Annotated in this window: 19 protein-coding genes; 7 read left to right on the top strand and 12 right to left on the bottom strand. The window is 69.8% G+C overall.

Going from position 1 to position 19,620, the window contains the following annotated elements; translation table 11 throughout:
- Window positions 1-4: 4 nt before the first annotated feature.
- The gene (locus ACWEF6_RS09105) at window positions 5-901 is read right to left on the bottom strand and encodes an aldo/keto reductase (protein WP_449682403.1); all 897 of its coding nucleotides are present in this window, start codon (window positions 899-901) and stop codon (window positions 5-7) included.
- 85 nt (window positions 902-986) lie between these two features.
- On the opposite strand from ACWEF6_RS09105, the gene ACWEF6_RS09100 reads away from it, so the two are divergent.
- Window positions 987-1,556 (top strand): TetR/AcrR family transcriptional regulator, encoded by a 570-nt coding sequence (locus ACWEF6_RS09100; RefSeq protein ID WP_449682402.1) that lies wholly within the window; start codon window positions 987-989, stop codon window positions 1,554-1,556.
- 274 nt (window positions 1,557-1,830) lie between these two features.
- On the opposite strand, the gene ACWEF6_RS09095 is transcribed toward ACWEF6_RS09100, so the two are convergent.
- On the bottom strand, window positions 1,831-2,553 hold the full coding sequence (locus ACWEF6_RS09095; protein ID WP_449682401.1) for a pentapeptide repeat-containing protein: 723 nt from the start codon (window positions 2,551-2,553) through the stop codon (window positions 1,831-1,833).
- A gap of 619 nt (window positions 2,554-3,172) precedes the next feature.
- The gene (locus ACWEF6_RS09090; protein ID WP_449682400.1) at window positions 3,173-3,865 is read right to left on the bottom strand and encodes a glycoside hydrolase family 12 protein; all 693 of its coding nucleotides are present in this window, start codon (window positions 3,863-3,865) and stop codon (window positions 3,173-3,175) included.
- A gap of 374 nt (window positions 3,866-4,239) precedes the next feature.
- Between ACWEF6_RS09090 and ACWEF6_RS09085 the strand changes: the two genes are divergently transcribed.
- Window positions 4,240-4,608, top strand: coding sequence for a VOC family protein (locus ACWEF6_RS09085; RefSeq protein ID WP_449682399.1), 369 nt, complete (start codon window positions 4,240-4,242; stop codon window positions 4,606-4,608).
- Between the two features lie 15 nt (window positions 4,609-4,623).
- On the opposite strand, the gene ACWEF6_RS09080 is transcribed toward ACWEF6_RS09085, so the two are convergent.
- From ACWEF6_RS09080 to ACWEF6_RS09065, 4 genes are read right to left on the bottom strand one after another with little or no spacing between them, the layout of a single operon-like run.
- Window positions 4,624-6,324: an amylo-alpha-1,6-glucosidase gene (locus ACWEF6_RS09080; RefSeq protein WP_449682398.1), complete on the bottom strand. Its 1,701-nt coding sequence runs from the start codon at window positions 6,322-6,324 to the stop codon at window positions 4,624-4,626.
- 25 nt (window positions 6,325-6,349) lie between these two features.
- Window positions 6,350-7,159 carry a carbohydrate ABC transporter permease gene (locus tag ACWEF6_RS09075; RefSeq protein WP_449682397.1) on the bottom strand — a complete coding sequence of 270 codons (810 nt, stop codon included), beginning with the start codon at window positions 7,157-7,159 and terminating at the stop codon, window positions 6,350-6,352.
- On the bottom strand, window positions 7,156-8,103 hold the full coding sequence (locus ACWEF6_RS09070; protein WP_449682396.1) for a carbohydrate ABC transporter permease: 948 nt from the start codon (window positions 8,101-8,103) through the stop codon (window positions 7,156-7,158). Before ACWEF6_RS09070 ends, ACWEF6_RS09075 begins: the two co-directional genes overlap by 4 nt.
- A gap of 8 nt (window positions 8,104-8,111) precedes the next feature.
- On the bottom strand, window positions 8,112-9,341 hold the full coding sequence (locus tag ACWEF6_RS09065; protein ID WP_449682395.1) for a sugar ABC transporter substrate-binding protein: 1,230 nt from the start codon (window positions 9,339-9,341) through the stop codon (window positions 8,112-8,114).
- A gap of 158 nt (window positions 9,342-9,499) precedes the next feature.
- On the opposite strand from ACWEF6_RS09065, the gene ACWEF6_RS09060 reads away from it, so the two are divergent.
- Window positions 9,500-10,513, top strand: a complete 1,014-nt coding sequence (locus tag ACWEF6_RS09060; RefSeq protein WP_449682394.1) for a LacI family DNA-binding transcriptional regulator — start codon at window positions 9,500-9,502, stop codon at window positions 10,511-10,513.
- A 70-nt stretch (window positions 10,514-10,583) separates the two neighbouring features.
- Here the strand turns inward: ACWEF6_RS09060 and ACWEF6_RS09055 are convergent, their stop codons facing one another.
- The 3 genes from ACWEF6_RS09055 to ACWEF6_RS09045 all read right to left on the bottom strand — a co-directional run bounded on the left by ACWEF6_RS09055 (window position 10,584) and on the right by ACWEF6_RS09045 (window position 13,777).
- Window positions 10,584-10,721, bottom strand: coding sequence for a hypothetical protein (locus ACWEF6_RS09055; protein ID WP_449682393.1), 138 nt, complete (start codon window positions 10,719-10,721; stop codon window positions 10,584-10,586).
- Window positions 10,722-10,826: 105 nt separating this feature from the next.
- Complete coding sequence (locus ACWEF6_RS09050; RefSeq protein WP_449682392.1) at window positions 10,827-12,065, bottom strand: GDSL-type esterase/lipase family protein; 1,239 nt, start codon at window positions 12,063-12,065, stop codon at window positions 10,827-10,829.
- Between the two features lie 164 nt (window positions 12,066-12,229).
- Complete coding sequence (locus ACWEF6_RS09045; RefSeq protein WP_449682391.1) at window positions 12,230-13,777, bottom strand: alpha-L-arabinofuranosidase B; 1,548 nt, start codon at window positions 13,775-13,777, stop codon at window positions 12,230-12,232.
- A 272-nt stretch (window positions 13,778-14,049) separates the two neighbouring features.
- Here ACWEF6_RS09045 and ACWEF6_RS09040 point away from each other — a divergent pair, with 272 nt between their 5' ends.
- Entirely contained in the window at window positions 14,050-14,631 is a 582-nt protein-coding gene (locus ACWEF6_RS09040) for a hypothetical protein (RefSeq protein ID WP_449682390.1), read from the top strand.
- A gap of 4 nt (window positions 14,632-14,635) precedes the next feature.
- Here the strand turns inward: ACWEF6_RS09040 and ACWEF6_RS09035 are convergent, their stop codons facing one another.
- Window positions 14,636-15,040: a winged helix-turn-helix transcriptional regulator gene (locus tag ACWEF6_RS09035; RefSeq protein ID WP_449682389.1), complete on the bottom strand. Its 405-nt coding sequence runs from the start codon at window positions 15,038-15,040 to the stop codon at window positions 14,636-14,638.
- Window positions 15,041-15,160: 120 nt separating this feature from the next.
- On the opposite strand from ACWEF6_RS09035, the gene ACWEF6_RS09030 reads away from it, so the two are divergent.
- The gene (locus ACWEF6_RS09030; RefSeq protein WP_449682388.1) at window positions 15,161-16,012 is read left to right on the top strand and encodes an SDR family oxidoreductase; all 852 of its coding nucleotides are present in this window, start codon (window positions 15,161-15,163) and stop codon (window positions 16,010-16,012) included.
- A 40-nt stretch (window positions 16,013-16,052) separates the two neighbouring features.
- Here ACWEF6_RS09030 and ACWEF6_RS09025 read toward each other — a convergent pair whose 3' ends face one another.
- The gene (locus ACWEF6_RS09025; RefSeq protein ID WP_449682387.1) at window positions 16,053-16,274 is read right to left on the bottom strand and encodes a hypothetical protein; all 222 of its coding nucleotides are present in this window, start codon (window positions 16,272-16,274) and stop codon (window positions 16,053-16,055) included.
- Window positions 16,275-16,440: 166 nt separating this feature from the next.
- Between ACWEF6_RS09025 and ACWEF6_RS09020 the strand changes: the two genes are divergently transcribed.
- A complete protein-coding gene (locus ACWEF6_RS09020) occupies window positions 16,441-17,307 on the top strand; it encodes a manganese catalase family protein (RefSeq protein ID WP_449682386.1) in 867 nt (288 codons plus the stop codon).
- A 127-nt stretch (window positions 17,308-17,434) separates the two neighbouring features.
- The gene (gene glgX, locus ACWEF6_RS09015; protein WP_449682385.1) at window positions 17,435-19,612 is read left to right on the top strand and encodes a glycogen debranching protein GlgX; all 2,178 of its coding nucleotides are present in this window, start codon (window positions 17,435-17,437) and stop codon (window positions 19,610-19,612) included.
- Window positions 19,613-19,620 lie beyond the last annotated feature (8 nt).

Raw genomic sequence — 19,620 nt, 5'->3', positions numbered from 1 at the left:
GCTCTCAAAGGAGACTGGCGTCCATCGGGCGGACCGGGATCGCGTCGAGCGCGGCCAGTGTCTCGGCGTCGAGGGTGACGTCCGCGGCGGCGAGGTTGGCTTCGAGGTGCGTCGCGCTCGCGGTGCCCGGGATGAGGTGGACGTTCGGGGCGCGGTGCAGCAGCCACGCCAGGCCGACCTGCGCCGGCGTGCGGCCCAGGGCCTGCGCGGCCGCCTGCACCGCGGGCTCGTCGGTCACCTTCGGCAGGCCGGGGAACGCGCCGCCCAGCGGGAAAAACGGCACCCAGGCGATGTTCTCCGCGACGCACAGCTCGAGCATGTCCTCGTCCTCGCGGCCGACCAGGCTGTAGGCGTTCTGCACGCAGGCGATCCCGGCCGGGAGCGCGCGGCGCAGGACGTCCGAGGTCACCGCGCTGAGCCCGAGCGCGCCGATCTTGCCCTCGTCGCGCAGGGCCGTCAGCACGGCGAGCTGGTCGTCGAGGTCGACGAGCTGCTCGCCCTCGGCGACCAGGCCGGGCCGCCGGTCGCCGCGGCGCAGGTTGACCAGCGGGATCCGGTCGAGCCCGAGCGCGCGGAGGTTGTCCTCGACGCTCGCGCGCAGCTCTTCCGGGCGTTGCGCGAGGCGGAGCGGGATCGGGCCGCCGGGGTCCGGGTCGGCGCCGACCTTGGTGGCGATCAGCACGTCGTCACCGGATCCGAGGGCCTCACGGAGGACGTCGTTGACGAAGCCGCTGCCGTAGAACTGGGCCGTGTCGACGTGGTCGACGCCGAGGTCGATGGCGTGGCGCAGCAGGGCGACGGCCGCCGCGCGGTCGTCGTGCAGGCGCTCGAGCTGCATCGCCCCGTAGCCGACGCGGCAGACGGTGCGGCCGGCGAGCGCGCCGCGTTCGGGAGATGGCATGGGTGTCCCCGTCCTTGTGCGATGATGACTAAGCGGAGGAGCCTCCGCTAAAGCCGACCGTAGCACAACCGGAGGTGCCTCCGCTTTGCCTTCGCCCGACCCTGCCCGGCCCGTGCGTTCCGACGCGCGCCGCAACCGGGACAAGCTCGTCGCGGTCGCCCGGGCCGCCTTCGCCACCGGGCCCGTCGCCCTCGAAGCCGTCGCCCGGGAGGCCGGCGTCGGGATCGGGACGCTCTACCGGCACTTCCCGACACGCGAGGCGCTCGTCGAAGCCGTTTATGCCGCGGAACTCGACGACGTCACGGGAAGTGCACCGGCGTTGCTCGAAGCGTTCTCACCCGAGCACGCGCTTCGGGCGTGGATGGACCGGTATGCGGCGTTCGTGGCCACCAAACGGGGAATGGGAGATGCGTTCCGGGCCAGTGTCGCGTCGGGGCGGATTGCGACGCCGGCGACCCGGCAGCGAATCACCGCCGCGATCGGCTCCATCCTCGACGCCGGAGCGAAGGAGGGCACACTTCGCGCCGACGCCGATCCGGAGGATGTGACGGTGCTGCTGCTCGGGGCCTTCTTGTCCACAGTGGACGACTCCGACCCGGAGCGGACCGGGCGGCTGCTCGACCTGATCGTCGACGCGCTGCGGGCGGACCGGTGACCAGCTGCAGTGTCCGTCACGTGGATCAGGGCGGCCGACTGCAAGATCCGCCAGATCCTCCGCCTTCAACAGGAGCCGCTCCACCTCGAGCACCAGAGTGCCAATCCCGAACACACCCACAGGTCCCCCGGCACACTGCCCAGGCTCCCCGCCTTCCGCCCGGACGCGAACAGCCCGACTGCACCGATGAAGTTCCGCACCGCATCAAACACGCTACCGGCGTGCGAACAAGTTCCCCCACGGCAGCGGCGTTCCAGCCCCGACTCGGCGACACCTAGCCGATCATTTTCCTCATACTTTCAATCGTCATAGATTTTCCGTCAAGGACAACCAAGTCGCCGCGCATTCCAGAGCCAAGCTTGCCCAGCGCAAAACTACTCCTGGTAAATCGAGCTCCGTTCACTACAGCCCCGTCCAGCAGCGTATTTTGGAGATACGCACTCGACAGATCGGAACCTGTTGAGATCACTTCTCGGAAGTCAGCGATATTTTGTGCCTCAAAGACGCCATCACGATCCTTATCGCGCTTGGCAACAGACGGATCTACTTCGCCTCGACGGTTACTTACGCTCGCGAATGACCAGCCTCCACTGAAGTCGATCCCACGAAGGCAGGTATTGCGAAGATCGATCGGATACTGCATCTTCTCAGGCGGCTCACCACGCCGTGCGAGAACCGTTATTGCGGCCTGAATATCGGTGGCCGGCGCCTCGTGCTGCTCACAGCTCGAAACGGGCGCCCGCTCGCGAACATATGCAGATAATACCTGTACGATCGTTGCAAAGTCACGCGGGGAATCCAACATTAATCTCTCGAGTCCGTAGATTCCACCCAGCCTGGTCGGCGCTTCCTTAGCCCCCAGTTGCTCCATCGCGTTCTTGAACCTGTCGGCAACCTGACCTTGTTCCGCCAGCCCCAACTGAGATCGCGTGGCGTCGAGAGATTCAGCAGTGAAAAACAATGCAATTGTTGCAGCAAGGCCTGGTAACGCTATCACAAAGCGGTCCCAACTCAGTTTCGAGCGAGCCTTGTCAGTGAACGGTTTTCGCCTCGGCGGCGCCAGTCTAATACTGGCACGACGACCGATTCGTCCGGATCGACGCACTCTTCCAGTTGCCATGCAAGCCCTCATGAGTACCTAGAGAATGACATATCACTTTATGCTAGTACCATACACTACGCCTTTGAGTAAGCCACAGCGGAGATGCGCAAGGGACACCACCCGACGAGCTAGCACACAGAAGAATACACACCGCACACCAGAACCACCCTGCCAGTATTTCGACATATCAATAGCAGGGTTCATCTGCAATAAACGCGAACCGTAGCACCTGGTCCACATTGCCGCACATAAGCGCCCCGCAGGGGATGCCATGCAAATCCACTTCTTGTCGGCAAACTCTGCGTCTTCGCCACGATACCTTCAACATTGACCAAAACGTCGACAATTAGAGAACCAGACCAGACTTTTCGAATGAAGCAGTCCCTCAAAACGGTCGACTGCGCCGCGACGAACGATTCACAGCCAACCACGACACCGGCTGACACCGGGCCGGGCCTCGCGGCCCGGACCCGACACCAGCCGGGATCGACGGAGAAGTCGACGCGCTGCGGCCTCAGGAGGCTGACACGGAATAGCTGTTGGACGCGAAGTTCAAGCCACCCGAGGCCGAGGTGATCTCGAAGCCGAACTGCACCTCGCCCAGGGTCACGTCCCCGAACCAGCCGCGGGCCTTGATCCAGTTCAGCACCGCCAGCACGTCCACCGTTCCGGCGTTCGTGTTCGACGTGCGCAGGAACGAGAACACCGCGTTCGAACCGTTCGATCCCTTGTAGACGTCCCACGTGTGGCCGCCGACGCTCACCGTCGTCTGCTTGGTTCCGATCGGGCCGACCGCGCCCTGCTTGTTGACCCACAACATGATTTCGTACGCGTTGTTGTTCGCCCAGATGTCATAGGCGGTCTCGTACGCCCCGCTGCCCGGGCGGCTCACGTTGAAACTGCTGGACACCTGGCGCAGCGAACCGAGCGTCCGGCCGACGTTCTTCGCCGAGTGGGGGTACGACTTGACCCCGCCCGTGTTCGGGTGGTCGGCCCACACCCCCCAGTTGCTGTAGGAGTTCGCCCAGATCGTCTGCGGGCCGGCGCCACCGCCCCAGACGTCGTTGCGGACGGTGTAGCCGCCGTTGGACCAGGTCGCCCACTTGTCCGAAGACGACCAAGTGGCCGCTTCGGCCACGCCGGCGGTGGTGGCCACGACGGCGGCCGCGGTGAATGAGACGAGCAGGGAACGCACCACGTTGTGCATCGATTCGTCCTTTCCCGGTTGACTCTTTGTCGAATCGTTTCGACGACTATTCGCCGCTGCTGCGGCGTGAACGGGAGTGGGACGACTATCGCAGGCGAGTTGCGTACCGGTCAAGATACGGTGGGTGATTCACCGGCATTCGACCAGCATCGATCAAATCGCAGGCGACAATACTTCGATGATTTCGACCTGCGCTGATGTTTCGATTCTGTCGAATCGCGGCCCGTTTTCGCACGCCACCAGGAGTTCGCCGCGAGCATGCCATTGTCGATGCGGTTCGACAAGGTGCGCCCATCCGGCTTGACGCGTGTCAGGTTCCTGACATACCGTGGTCCATGTCAGGAACCTGACACGCAGAGAAGGAGCAGCAACCCATGCCCGTCACCGGCCCCGACTTCGTCTCGCTCCAGGCGCGCGACCTCGCCGCTTCGCAGGCGTTCTACGAGCAGTACCTCGGCCTCGTCCGCTCGCCGGCCGGGCCCCCGCACGCCGTCGTCTTCGAGACGAAGCCGATCGCGTTCGCCCTTCGGGACGTCGTGCCCGGCACCGACCTCGACTCCGCGGCGCACCCCGGTATCGGTGCCGCGATCTGGCTGCACGCCACCGATGTCCAGGCCATCCACGACGCGCTCGCCGCCGACGGGCACCCGATCGTCTCCGCGCCGATCGACGGCCCCTTCGGCCGGACGTTCACCTTCGCCGACCCCGACGGCTACCACGTCACGCTGCACGACCGCACCTGACGTGCGGTGCGCCGCCTACCGCCGCGAACGCTCTTCGGCGTCGCCGGCGAGCACCAGGTAGGCGGCGGCCGTCCACGTGTAGGCGCGGTCGCGCAGGCCGTCTCCGGTCAGCGCGTCGAAGTTCTCGGCGAACCCGGACTTCTCGCACACCGCGCGGAACCGGGCGCTGACGCGGTCGGCGAGCTCCGTGGCGCCGGCGCGGCGGAGGCCGTCCTCGATCAGCACGGTGACCGGCGCCCACACCGGGCCGCGCCAGTAGCCGTCGGCCTCGTAGAACGGGGATTCCGGCCGCTCGGTCGCCAGCCCGATGTCGGTCAGGTGCGGCTCCAGGCCGGCCACGACCCGGTCGCGGACGTCCGGCGGCAGGTGTTCGCCGAGCACGATCGGCATCAGCTCCAGCAGGCTGGCTCCGGCGTGCGCCTCCCCGGTCGCGGCCACCCGGCTGACGAACTTCGTACCGTCCCACAGCTCGCCCAGCAGGGCCGCCAGCATGCCGTCCGCTTCGGCCTCCCACCGCGCGGCCGCGCCCGGCTCCCCCTGCTCGGTGGCCAGCACGGCCAGTTCCTTCAGCTGCAGCACCAGGAACGCGGCGAGGTCGGGCGTCTGCACGAGCCGCCGCCGCGCGAACGGCGTCGCGTTGTCCCATCCGCTGTCATTGCCGTGCTCGTAGTGGGCGAACGGCCCGCCGGGCACGCGGCGGTGCTCGAGCCAGAACGTCGTCCACGCCGCCAGCTGCCCGTAGGTGCGCCCCGGCTCGGGCAGGCCACCCGGCAGGCGGCGGCGCAGGCGGCCGAGCGCCCAGCCGTGGATCGGCGGCTTGACGAAGTTGCGCAGCACCTCGGCGTGGGTGATCGAGTCGGGCAGCGCGCCCCGGTCGTCCTGGTGGTCGAACACGACCTGGACCTGGTGCCAGGCCAGCTCGGGCCGCCCACCGGCCAGCGCGAGCGCGGTGAAGCAGTGGTCCCAGCTCCACACCTTGTCCATCCAGTGCTTGGACATCAGCACGGCCGGACGGCCGACGAACCCGGCGGGCGCCACGATGGCCGACCAGAGCACGTAACAGGCGAGCTCGGCCGCCGGCGTGTGCTCGCCGCGCCACGGCGCCACGGCGTCGGCGAACGCGGCGAACTCCGCCCGGGCGGCGGCGACCACGTCGTCGAACGCCGACGCCGCCGAGTACGGTTCGCGGGCGCCGGGAACTTCCTCGATCGCCACCTCCCAGGTGTCGCCGCTCACGACGACGGCCCGCTCGGCCGTCCCGAGCGCTTCGGCGCCGACGTGGCGCGTGTGTCCGGAAAGGACGGTGACGCGGTAGCGGTGGCCGGTTTCGTAGGAGGTGAAGACGGCCGAGCCGTCGACCGGGTCGGCGAAGAAGTACGTGCCGGTGAACGGGGTCAGCGTGAGCTCCGCCGCGCGGATCCTCAGGTCGAGGCCGCGCCCCGCGATCCGGAGCACGTCCGGCCCCGCGAAGGCCGCGGTGATCCGCCGGTCGCCGGTCCCCCAGGTGAGCTCGGACGGCGTGGCGGCGGCCGGGACGTCCGCCCGCTGCCCGCCGCTTTCGGGGACCAGCGCCAGGACGGCGTGCATGCCGTGGCGGTGGGACACCAGGTGCAGGTCGCCGGCGTAGGTGGCCTGGGCCACCACCGGGGAGACGTCGAACCACGATCCCGGGTGGCTGAACGGGATCTCCCGCAGCGAAAATTCGCCCGTGGGCACAGAAGCGTCCTTTCCGAGAGGGGGCTCAGTCCTTGACGGCGCCCGCGGTGACGCCGGCGGCGACGAACCGCTGCGCCAGCACGAGGAGCACGGCGGCGGGTACCGAGGCGACCACCGCCGTCGCCATGATGGAGTTCCACTCCTGGTTGTTGTTGCCGATGTAGCGGTAGATGCCCAGGGTCAGCGGCCGCAGCGAGCCGCCGCCGTCGAGCGTCGCCGCGAAGACGAAGTCCGACCAGGCCCACAGGAACGAGAACAGCCCCGCGGTGACCACGCCGTTGCGGCTCGCGGGCAGCACCACCGACCAGAACGTGCGCAGCGCGCCCGCGCCGTCGATGGTGGCCGCCTGGACGAGCTCGTCCGGCACCGAAGCCATGAACGAGGTCAGGATGAGCACGGCGAACGGCACCGCGATCGTCGAGTCGGCGAGGACCAGGCCCCAGGCGGTGTTGGTGATGCCGAGGGAGACGTAGATGCCGTAGAAGCCCAGCGCCATGATGATGCCGGGGATCATCTGCGCGACCAGCAGCACGAACCCGAGCGCCCGGCCCCCGCGCGGGCGCAGTTTGGCCAGCGCGTAGGCCGAAGGCGCGGCCAGGGCCAGCGTCAGCGCCACGGTGCCCAGCGCGACGAACAGGCTGGTGGCGAAGTACGGGAGCTGCTCGCGCAGCACCCGTTCGTAGCCTTCGAACGTCGGCGCGGCGGGGAACCAGTCGGGCGGCGACTTGCGCATCCGCCCGGCCGGGGTCAGCGACACGTTGACCATCCAGTAGACGGGGAACAGCATCACGGCGGTGAGGACCAGCCCCACCGCGGTGCGCCAGCGGCGGATCACGCTACCCCCTGCCTGCGCTGGGCGCGGATGTAGAGCAGCCCGGCGACCAGGGCCAGCAGGATGAGCACGTTGCCCACAGCCGCGCTCGGCCCGAAGCGCGGCAGCAGGCTGCCGAAGCCGAGCTGGTAGGACCAGGTGGCCAGGGTGGTCGACGCCCCGCCGGGCCCGCCCTTGGTCATGATCCAGATGACGTCGAACACCTTCAGCGTGTAGACCAGCCCCAGCAGCAGGGTGATCGCCGAAACCGGCCGCAGCAGCGGAAACGTGACGTGCCGGAACCGCTGCCACGCGCCGGCGCCGTCGAGCGACGCCGCCTCGTACACCTCGGCCGGGATGTTCTGCAGGCCGCTGTGCAGCACGACGAGGTTGAACGGCACGCCGATCCAGATGTTGGCGATGATCACCGAGACCAGCGCCCAGGACGGTGACGTCAGCCAGTCGATCCGGCCGGCGCCGAACCAGCCCAGCACCGCGTTGACCACGCCGGATTCGCTGTTGAGCAGCCACGCCCAGGTCGAGCCCGAGACGATCAGCGGCAGCAGCCAGGGCACGAGGAACAGCGCGCGCAGCGTCGGGCCCAGCCGGAAGTGGCGGGCGAAGAACACCGCCATCGCCAGTCCGATGCCGTACTGGAAGAGCAGCGCCGCGGCGGTGAAGACGAACGTGTCGAGCAACGCCGTGCGGAAGGTCGGATCGGTGAAGACGCCCGCGTAGTTGTCGAACCAGACCAGCGGCGCCCCGCCGTGCACGAAGGTGCGGACGGTGTAGTCGCGCAGGCTGAGATCGATGTTCGTGACCAGTGGATAGCCGTAGCACAGCACGAGGTAGGCGACGAGCGGCGTGAGGAACGCCCACGCGAGCAGCTGCGGCCGGCGGCGCCGCCGGGCCCGTCCGGGTGCTCGCGCGGCCGGACGGGCGGTGGCCGTCTGACGGGTGTCCAGCACGGGCGGGCCTACTTCGCCGACGCGGCGGTCGCCTGCGCGGCCGCCAGGGCGACGTCCGGGGCCTTCGCACCGGTCAGCGCGGCCTGCACGGCACCCCAGAGCGGTTCGGAGATCCGCGGGTACCGGGTGCCGAGGTTGTCGCCGGTGCGGCCCTTCGCCACCTTGACCGCGTCGACCCACACCTTCAGCTCCGGCTGGGCGGCGACCTGCTTCTCCTGCACCGACGGCACGGCGGAGACGTAGGTCAGCGCGGTGTCGGAGTCGAGCACGTTGGCCGGGCTGGTCAGGCAGGACGCGATCTTGCCCGCGGTCTTCTCGGCGTCCGGGCTGCTCTGGGCGGGCACGGTGACGAACTCGCCGCCGGTGGGCGCCGGAGCCGCTCCCCCGGTGCGCGCCGGGATCGGGAGGACGCCGTACTCGAAGCCGGCCTTCTTCGCGTTCTGCAGCTGCCAGGTGCCGTTCTCGGCGAAGGCGTACTCGCCGGTCGCGAACTCCTGCCAGCTGGTGGTCTGCGTGTTGCCGACCACCGAGTTGGGGGCGTACTTCTTGTCCAGCCACGACTTCCACTGCGCGAGCGCGGCGACGGCGTCGGCCGAGGCGAGGTCGGTCAGGTTGGCGCCCGAGCCCCAGAACCACGGCAGGAACTGGAAACTGCCCTCTTCGGTGCCGATGGCGGAGAACGTGATGCCCTTCTTGCCCGCGGCCTGCACCTTGGCGAGCGCCGCGTCGAGACTCGCCCAGTCCCGCACCGACGCCGGGTCGACGCCGGCCGCGGTCAGCACGGCCTTGTTGTAGTAGAGGGCAAGGGTGTTGGCCCCGATCGGGACGCCGTAGACCTGGCCCTTGACGTCGCCGGCGGCGAGCAGGTTCGGGGCGACCTGCGCGGTGTCGAGCCCGGTGTCCGCAGTGGACTTGAGCACCCCGCCCTCGGCCAGCGTCGAGACGACCGGGTTGTCGACCACGAGGACGTTCGGCGCGGTGTTCTGCTGGGCGGCGAGCAGCACCTTGTTGGTGAGGTCGGTCGTGTCGAACGCCTGCCGCGCGATCTTGACCCCGGCGTCGGCACCGCACTTGTCGACGACCTTCGCCCACGCGGAGCTCGCGTCGAACTGCGGGTAAGGGTCCCAGACGGTGAAGGTGCCCCCGGCCGAACCGGGCGCCGGGCCGGAGGAGCAGGCGGCCAGTGTCGTCGCGGCGACGGCCACCGACAGCAGCCGGATGAGGGGGTGACGCTTCATGGGAGGTCCTTCCTGTCGGCACCGGCGACGACGGCTCCGCCGCCATCGAACCGGTTCGACGCAGGCGGCGGGCGTCACCGTAAACCGCGAGAGCGCTCCTGCGCAATACTGCGTGTACTACGATCGAACCGGTTCTGGGCACCGGGGTCAGGAGCAGCATGAACATCGGGGAGATCGCGCGGCGCGCGGGGGTTTCGCGCAGCACCGTGTCGTACGCGCTCAGCGGCAAGCGACCGGTGTCGGCGGCCACCGTGCAGCGCATCAACGACGTCATCGCCGAGCTCGACTACCGGCCCAACGCCAGCGCCCGCGCCCTGGCCGAGGGCCGCACGCGCACCCTGGGCCTGGTGGTGCCACCGGCCAGCCGCCGGTTGACCGACGTCCAGCTGGGCTTCGTCGGCAGCGTGGTCGACGCGGCGGCCGCCCACGACCTCGACGTCCTGCTCTCCCCCAGCGGCGGCGACCACGACCGGTCGTTCGAGCGCATCGTCAACGGCCGGCGCGTGGACGGCGTGATCCTGATGGAGATCCTCCTGGAGGACCCCCGGGTCGAGCGGCTGAGCCAGGCGAGCCTGCCGTTCGTGACGATCGGCCACGTCGAGCACCCGGGGGCGTCCTGGTGGGTCGACGTCGACTACGGCGCGCTGATCACGCGCTGCGTCCACCACCTGGCGGATCTCGGCCACGAAGAGGTGGTGCTGATCAACCGGTCGGCCGAACTCGTCGCGGCGGGCTACGGCCCGGCCCTGCGCTCGACGACCGGCTTCCTCGACGCGACGGCGGCCCGCGGCCTGACGGCCCGGACGGTGTGCTGCGCCGACGAAGCGGCGGCGGGCCTGGCCTGCTTCGAGCAGATCCGCACCCAGTGGCCTTCGGTGACGGCGGCGGTGACGATCAACGAAGCGGCCCTGCCGGGCGTCCAGCGCGCGTTGCACCGGGCCGGACTCGAGGTGCCGCGCGACTTCTCGCTGACGGGCGTGATCGCGGAGCGCCTGGCGGAAGACTTCCACCCGCCCCTGACGGCGGCGGACGTCCCCGCGGTGGAGCTCGGCCGGCTGGCGGTGGACCTGCTCCTGGCCCAGATCGCGGACGCGGGCGCGGAACCGCGGCACGCGCTGCTGGAGCCGCCGATCTCGCTGCGGTCGAGCACGGGGACCCGGCGCCGCCACTGACCGGGCAGCCCTCCGGGTCGAACCGGTTCGACAGGCTTACCGCCGGAGATCGCGCCGCTCAGAGGCGTCGCTACGCGGTGCCGGAACGCCGGCCGGGCGGGGACTTCGGACCCCGCCGGCCGGCCTGCTGCGGGGCGGGACGGCGCTCCTCGGCCCGGGCCCGGCGGGCGCCGATGACGGTGACGATCAGGTGGTCGATGGGCGACATCGAAGCCTCCCCACGAGAGTCGGGCGAGCCCCCTCCGGCGTGCCAGGTGCCCGCGGTGCGTGCGCCCGAAACCCGGTGGGAGCGCCCCACCGGGTCCCGGATCGCTCAGCGCGCGAACACCTTGAGGTCGATCGAATCCCCGAGCCGCCGGTCGCCGGCCGCGTTCGGGTGGTAGCAGTCGGTGCGCCAGTCCGCGCGGATCACCGTCGGGTCCGCCGGGTCGCGCAGCACGGCGTCGAAGTCGAGCACCGCGTCGAACGTGCCGGACGTGCGGATCCACGCGTTGACCGCGAGCCGTGCCTGTTCCTTCGGGCTGCCGGCCGCGTTGCACATCGGCAGGACCGTCGCGCCGACGATCCGGCGGCCGGTCGCGTGCACCCGCTGGACGATGGTGCGCATGGCGTCGATGACCTGCGCAGCCGGCGCCGGTGCCGCGTTGTCGCCGCCGCCGAGGTCGTTCGTGCCCTCCAGGAGCAGGACGTACCGCACGCCGGGCAGCGACAGCACGTCCCGGTCGAGGCGGACCGGCGCGGGCGGGCCGCAGCATTGGCCGGTGGGGTCGTACGGGTTCGGCTGCACGCTGACGGTGTTGCCGCTGATCCCCGCGTTGGCCACCGACAGCCGCCGCGACGGCGGCAACGTCCCGATGCGCTCGGCGAGCACGTCGGTCCAGCGCGGACCGCCGCCGAACGCGTTGTAGCCGTCGGTGATCGAGTCGCCGAGCGTGACGATCGTGCCGCGAACGGGCGACGCGGCGCTGATCGCGTCGGCCCACCACAGGACGCCGGGCGCGAAGGGCCCGTACGCGCTCCCGGATTCGTCCGCGCCGGCGTCCCCGGGCCCGGCCGAGGTGAACGACCCGGGCGTGTAGGTCTCCGGCGGCGGGAAGGTGTGGTCGTTGATCGGGGCACCCGGCGCGTAGATGCTGACCGCGACGTGGTCGCCGCGCCGGACCGAAAGCGGCAGCGGGTCGGTCCACACGCTCTTGCCCGGCGGGATCGTCACCGCGTGCCGGAAGCCGAACGTGGCCCGCCGGTTCGATCCCGGCACGAGCGCGGGTGAGTTCGTCGACGGCTGCTTGCCGACCCACACCGACCGCACGGTCATCACGGTGCTGCCGAACGGGTTGCTCAGCCGCACCCGCAGCGCCGCCCCGGTGGCGGTCACCGTGAGCACGTTGCGGACGGTGACGTCGGGGGCGGTGCCGTGCACCCCTTGGAGGGCGGACTCGGTGAGCGTCACCCAGCCCGGTGGGGCCCCGCCGGACGGCAAGGCGTCCGCGGTCGCCGGGGTCAGCAGCGACGCGGAAACGGCCAGGACCACAGCGGTTCGGCGGAAACGCATCCGGGAAGTCCTTTCTCCGGGGTACCGGTGGAGCAGGCGGCGGGCACGGCTTGGCGGCCCGGCCCGTGGATGCTCCCGTGATCGGCCGGAACTCCGGTACCGCCGCCGGAGTAGTCGCTGTCACGTGCCCTGCCCGAAGGCGGGGCACGTGACAGCGATGGCGATCAGGACGCCCACGGTGAGCTGACGAGCCAGCTCACGTCATCGCTGTAGGCGTTGGCGTTGTCGAAGGTGTTCGACCCGCCGTTGGCGGCGATGTAGACGATGTTGTCGTAGTGGCGCACGTACCGGTCGGGGAAGTTGAGCGATCTCAGCGAGGCACCCTGGCCGTTCCGGCCGGCCTCCGGGCAGAAGGTCGCGTCCTGGGCGAACAGCGAGCTTCCGTCGTTGGCCTGCAGGTACAGCCGGTAGTTCTGGTGCCGCAGGTACTGCCCCGCCACGTTCTTCGACTCGAACGACACGCACGAGCTGCTGCCGAGCCCGGCGCGGACGGTCCAGGACGCGTTGCCCTTCTCCGTGGCCGAGCTGCCGCTGCCGATCACCACGCTGTCCACAGTGGACCCGGTGTGGTGGATGTAGCGGTCGGTGTAGCCGGGGGTGGTGGCGCGCAGCGAGACGGACGTGCCCGGTGTCAGGCCGGTGCCCGCGGAAGTCGTGGCGTAGCCGGCCGCGGTGATGTTGGCCTGCACCGCGTTTTCCGTGGCGTCCGAGGGATAACCGGACGTCATCACGCCTTCGTAGAAGGTGCCGCGGGCGCCGACGCTGTTGTCGCCGCCGATGCCCAGGATGATGGCGCCTTCCTTCTTCATCGGGTTGTAGCCCGAGACGTTCGGGCGCACGCCGTCGTAGAAGGTGGACACGCCGCCGGACTGGGCGTTGCCGCCGCGGATGGCCCACTTGTTCGGGCCGCCCTTGACGATGGCGGTCAGGAACCGGTGGCTGATGCTGGGGTCGCCGGCGTTGTAGTGCTGGTTGACGCCGGAGAAAAGGCCGTTTTCGAGGTCGGCCATGATCCACGGGCCGTTGCCGGCGCCGTAGCCCCAGACCTTGTTGTTGCCGAAGTAGATGGCTTCCATCGTGCCGTTGCCGTTGTCGCGGCTGTTGCGCTCGGCGTTGCCGTAGTCGAAGCAGCAACCGCCGTTGTAGTGCGTGCCGTCGAAGATCGCGTACATGCCCTCGGGCTGATCGCCGGTCGCGATGCCGTTGGTGTTGTTGTTGCGGTAGCCCGTTCCGGGCGCCACGTAGACGCCGTAGGCCTTGTGGCCGCCGACGCTGATCGGCGCCGCGGTGGCGTTGGCGAGGTTGTCGTAGCCGCCCGCGGCCGGCCCCTGGAACCCGCCGGGCGGCGCCTGCGTGAGGCGGTTGTTCCGGCCGGACTGGTCGTAGATGACCGTGATCAGGCAGGTGGTCCCGGCGCAGAACGAATCCTGCGTCGCGGCGTTGGCGACACCACCCGCGGCCAAGGGGGCGATGTCGCGCGTGGTGTTGTCGGAAGCGCGCCGGACTTGGTACAGCGGCCCGGTGTAGGCGCCGTACAGGGCCCGGGTCGTGGAATGCGCGGCGACGCAAGGAGTTCCGCCGGCCGCGTAGATGTCGCACGGACCTTGGGTGGCCGCCTGGGACGTGCCGCCGGCGGCGAGCAGCCCGGTGACGAGCGTGCCGGCGGCGAGCAGGGCCTTCGCGATGGGGACATATCTCGGCTGTCGTGCCATGGTGATCTCCCGCTGGGGTACGGAAATCGTCGAATCGACAGGTGCGCGGGCCGGCGACGGTGCCAACCTCCTCCTCGATCACCGACACGCAGGAACGGCACAAGCGGAGCGATTGTGAGCGCTAACATAACCCTCGGGCCGACGGAGTGCAATGGCCGGTTTTCCCGCCGCGGCCGGACCCGGGCACCCGGAATCCCTTGGACCCCTTGCCGTCCGGGGCGGTAAGAGTTCGGTAATCGCCGGACGGCCGCGGGGACCGATACCGTCGGGCGATGCTTCGCTCACGCTGGACGCGCGCCGCCGGTTACGCCGCGCCCGCACTGGTACTGGCCGGCTTCGGCCTGGCGCACCCACTCGTGCTCGGCGCGGCGAGCGCACCGTGGTGGACCACCCTCCACATCGTCCTCCTGCCGGTGTTCCCATTGCTCGCGGTGGCCCAGTGGCTGCTGCTCTCGCCGGCCCCCGCGGCACTTCGCCGCCCGGGCCGGCTCGCGGCCTTCGGGTTCGCGGCGTTCTACGGCGGACTCGACGCCGTGGCGGGCATCGCGGCGGGGACCGTGGTCCACACCCAGCACGCCGTCACGCCCGTCACCGGAGCGGTGTTCGGCATCGGTGACACACTCGGCCAGGTCGGCGCATTGTGCTTTCTCGCGGCCAATGTCGCCGTGGTCGCGAGCGTCGCGCGGGAAGCGTCGTGGCGTGCCGCACCGGGCGCCGTGGTGCTGCTCGCGGCCAGCGTTTCTTTCTTCGACAGCCACATCTTCTGGCCCCGCGGCGTGCTGACGATGCTCGGCATCGCGACGGGCATGTTCCTGCTGGGCGCGCTCGCGAATCCCGTGCCCGCGGCCCGCTAGCCCGTCACGCGCTCGCGGTTTTTGCGGCGTCGTAGCGGGCCTGCGCCGCCACGACGTCGGGCACGCCGGCCTCGAGGACTTCGATCAGCCCCAGGAGCCGCCGCGCGACCTCCTGCCCCGAGGGCGTGAGGCTGTACTCGACGTGCGGCGGGATCGTCGGGCGCGCTTCCCGGTGCACGAAGCCGTCGCGCTCCAGCGCCTGCAGTGTCTGGGCGAGCATCTTCTCGCTGACGCCCTGCACCCGGCGGCGCAGGGCGTTGAACCGGAACACGCCGTCGTTCAGCGCGACCAGGGCGAGCACGCCCCACCGGCCGGTGACGTGCTCCAGCACGGCGCGGGACGCGCACGCGGCACTGAACACGTCGGCGACCAGCGCTTCGTGCTCGGCGTCAGCTTGTTGTCCGTCCACGCCACGATACTACCCGAGAGTTTGCACGATGGATGTGACTGCACTAACAATGAGTTGGCACTTTCTAAAAGTTAGTACATCCTTCAGGGCACTAGGTACTTGAACCTTCAAGGAGTCCTCATGATCGTCGTCACCGGCGCCACCGGCCACCTCGGCAAGCTCGTCGTCGAAGGCCTGCTCGAGCAGCTCCCCGCCGACCGGGTCGTCGCCGCGGTGCGCACCCCGGAGAAGGCCGCGGACCTGGCCGAACGCGGGGTCGAGGTCCGTCGCGCGGACTACACCGACCCGGAAAGCCTGGTCACCGCGCTCAAGGGCGCCGACAAGGTGCTGCTGGTTTCGAGCAGCGAGGTCGGTCAGCGCGTCGCGCAGCACGCGGCGGTCGTCGAGGCGGCCAAGCAGGCCGGGGTCCGCCACCTCGTCTACACCAGCGCGCCGCGGGCGACGACGTCGAAGCTGGTGCTGGCCCCGGAGCACAAGGCGACCGAGGAGCTGATCGAGGCCTCCGGCCTGGCCGCCACGATCCTGCGCAACAACTGGTACAACGAGAACTTCGCCGACACGATCAAGCAGGCCGTCCAGACGGGCAGCTTCGCCGGCAGCGCGGGCGACGGCCGGGTCGCCAGCGCCACCCGCGCCGACTACGCAGCGGCCGCGGTCGCCGTGCTGACCGGCGAAGGCCACGAAGGCAAGATCTACGAGCTCGCCGGGGACGTCGCCTGGACCTACGCGGACCTCGCGGGCGAGATCGCCAAGGCGACCGGCCGCGAAGTCACCTACGCCGACCTGCCGGCCGACCAGCACGCCGAGGTGCTCACCCAGGCGGGCCTGCCCGAGCCGGTCGTCGGCCTGCTCGTGACGCTGGACGCCGACACGAAGGCCGGCCTGCTCGCCGAGACCACGGACGACCTCCGCGCCCTGATCGGCCGGCCCAGCACGCCGATCGGCGCGACCGTGGCCGAGCTCGCCGGCTGAACCGTGGCGGGGAGCCTCCTCGCGGGGCTCCCCACCGGAGTCAGCCCGGCCGGCCGGGCTTCCGCTGCGAAACGCTGTTCTCCCGCAACGGCGGCTGCCACACACGGGGTTCCGGGGACGCGGCGTCGTCACCCGGCTGGTCGAGCGGGTCGGTCCCGTTCTGCCAGCGAGCCCAGTGAGCCGCGCACATCCTCCGCCAGAGGGCCGGCTCTTCGCACTGGTACCGCCGGCAGGCCGGCACCCGCTCCTGGTGATCGCTCACGTATCGCTCCACTCGCCATCGAACGTTCCGCGTTCAACTACCACAGCGACGGTGGCGTTGTCGATCCTCCGCCGTCCGGCCCGAGTCGCCGAGGATCCGGTTGGTTAACCCTCCGCTAACCGGGAAAGCCCCTTCCGACCGCCACCCGGACGACGGAAGGAATGTCGTGTTCCGTCACACGAAGCTGCTTCAGTTCGAAGCCAAGCCCGAAAAGCCCGACCCCGTGTACGCCCACAAGCTCCAGGAACTCATCGGCGGCGCCTACGGCGAAATGACCGTCACCATGCAGTACCTGTTCCAGGGCTGGAACTGCCGCATCGAAGGCAAATACAAAGACCTGATCATGGACACCGCGACCGAAGAAATCGGCCACGTCGAAATGCTCGCCACCATGGTCGCCCGCCTCCTCGAAGGCGCCCCCGCCACCGCCACCGCCGAAGCCGTCAAAGACCCGGTGATGGCCGCGATGATCGGCGGCATGGACGTCCAGCAGGCCATCGTCGCCGGCGGCGGCGCCCTGCCGGCCGACAGCAACGGCTACCCCTGGAACGGCAAGTACATCGTCGCCTCCGGCAACCTGCTCGCCGACTTCCAGGCCAACGCCGCCGCCGAAGCCCAAGGCCGCCTCCAGACCGCACGGCTCTACAACATGACCGACGACCCCGGCGTCAAGGCCATGCTCAAGTTCAACCTCGCCCGCGACACCGTCCACCAGAAGCAATGGCTGGCCGCCATCGAAGAACTCAAGGCCGACGGCCTCGAAGGCGACATCGCCCCCAACGCCCTCTTCGACGAAGAAGACCAGACCCACAACCACACCATCTGGCACCTCTCCGACGGCCCCGACGGCGCCAAGGGCACCAGCTGGACCACCGACGCCGGCATCGAATACCTCATGGACCCCGAACCCCTCGGCGGCCCGGGTACCGCCCCGAAGCCCGACCCCGCCCTCTACGGCACCTACTCGCCGCTGCAGGACGCGAAGGGCACCGCCAAGGGCAAGGCCAAGGAAGTCAAGAACAAGCTCACCTGACGCCGTGGCCGGGGTCGCTGCCGGCGGCCCCGGCCGGGCGTCCGGGTGAGGAGGCGCGCGTCACGGATTCGGCCGCCGCCCGGCCGGGTATCCGGACGGAGTTCCCTCGCGCCCCTGTGGAGGCCCAGTGCAGCCTTGGCCCGGTTCCCCCTACCCGCTCGGCGCCGACTACGACGGTGTCGGCACCAACTTCGCGCTCTTCTCCGAGGTCGCCGACCGCGTCGACCTCTGCCTGTTCGCCCCGGACGGAACCGAGACCCGGATCCGGCTGCCGGAGGTCGACGGCTTCGTCCACCACGGCTACCTGACCGGCATCGGCCCCGGCCAGGAGTACGGCTTCCGCGTCCACGGGCCGCACGACCCAGCCCGCGGGCTGCGGTGCAACCCCGCCAAGCTGCTGCTCGACCCGTACGCCAAGGCCGTCACCGGCCGGGTGGACTGGGACGAATCCGTATTCGGCTACCGGTTCGGCCGGCCCGAGGAGCGCAACGACGACGACTCGGCGGCGCACACCGTCCGCGCGGTCGTCGTCAACCCGTACTTCGACTGGGCCAACGACCGGCCGCCGAAGGTGCCGTACAACGAGACCGTCGTCTACGAAGCCCACGTCCGCGGGCTGACGAAGCTCCACCCGGACATCCCGGAGGAGCTGCGGGGGACGTACTCCGGGCTGGCGCACCCGGTGATGATCGAGTACCTCAAGACCCTCGGCGTCACCGCCGTCGAGCTGATGCCGGTCCACCAGTTCCTGCACGACCACGCCCTCACCGAGCGCGGCCTGGCCAACTACTGGGGCTACAACACGATCGCCTACTTCGCGCCGCACAACGAGTACGCCGCCTCGATCATGCCGGCGACCCCCGGCAGCGAGGTGCACGAGTTCAAGGCGATGGTGCGGACGCTGCACGAGGCCGGGATCGAAGTCATCCTCGACGTCGTCTACAACCACACGGCCGAGGGCAACCACCTCGGGCCGACGCTGTCCATGCGCGGCATCGACAACCAGGCCTACTACCGGCTGGTCGAAGACGATCCGCAGTACTACATGGACTACACCGGTACCGGGAACTCGCTGAACGTGCGCCAGCCGCACACCCTGCAGCTGATCATGGATTCGCTGCGCTACTGGGTGACGGAGATGCACGTCGACGGCTTCCGGTTCGACCTCGCCGCCACGCTCGCCCGCGAGTTCTACGACGTCGACCGGCTGGCCACCTTCTTCGACCTGGTGCAGCAGGACCCCGTGGTGAGCCAGGTGAAGCTGATCGCCGAGCCCTGGGACGTCGGCCCGGGCGGGTACCAGGTGGGCAACTTCCCGCCGCTGTGGACGGAGTGGAACGGCGCCTACCGCGACACCGTCCGCGACTTCTGGCGCGGCGAGCCCGCCACGCTGGGCGAGTTCGCCTCGCGGATCACGGGGTCGTCGGACCTCTACCAGAGCGACGGCCGCCGCCCGTTCGCGTCGATCAACTTCGTCACCGCGCACGACGGCTTCACGTTGAACGACCTGGTGTCGTACAACGAAAAGCACAACGAGGCCAACGGCGAGGACGGCCGCGACGGCGCCGACGACAACCGGTCGTGGAACTGCGGCGCGGAGGGCCCGACCGAGGACGAGAAGGTCCTCGACCTCCGGGCGCGGCAGCGGCGGAACCTGATCGCCACGCTGCTGCTCTCCCAGGGCGTGCCGATGATCCTGCACGGTGACGAGTTCGGCCGCACCCAGCAGGGCAACAACAACGCCTACTGCCAGGACAACGAGCTGTCCTGGGTCGACTGGTCGCAGCTGGAGCACCACCGCGATTTGTACGAGTTCACCTCGGCGGTGGTGGACCTGCGCCACCAGCACCCGGTGTTCCGCCGCCGCCGCTTCTTCGCCGGCCGCCCCATCCGCCGCGGCGACGAACTGCGCGACATCGCCTGGTTCACCCCGGCCGGCGAGGAGATGACCGACCAGGACTGGGAGTCCGGCTTCGGCCGCACCATCACGGTGTTCCTCAACGGAACGGCGATCCCGGACCTCGACGCGCGCGGCGAGCGCGTGGTGGACGACTCGTTCCTGCTCTGCTTCAACGCCCACGACGACGACATGACGATGACCGTCCCCGACGGCGGGTACGGCGAGGAGTGGGCGATCGTCCTGGATTCGGCCACCGGCGAGGTGTTCCACCGATCGGTCGGCGGCATCCTGGTCGGCGGCGTGGCGGGCGACCAGCTGGCCACCCCGCGGACCGTGCCGGGCGGCGGAACGCTGGTCGTCGGCGGCCGGTCGCTGACCGTGCTGATGCGCACCAAGGAAGACTGACCCACCGC

This window comes from Amycolatopsis sp. NPDC004772 (assembly GCF_053601215.1).
This window is presented reverse-complemented; position numbering and strand designations above follow the sequence as displayed.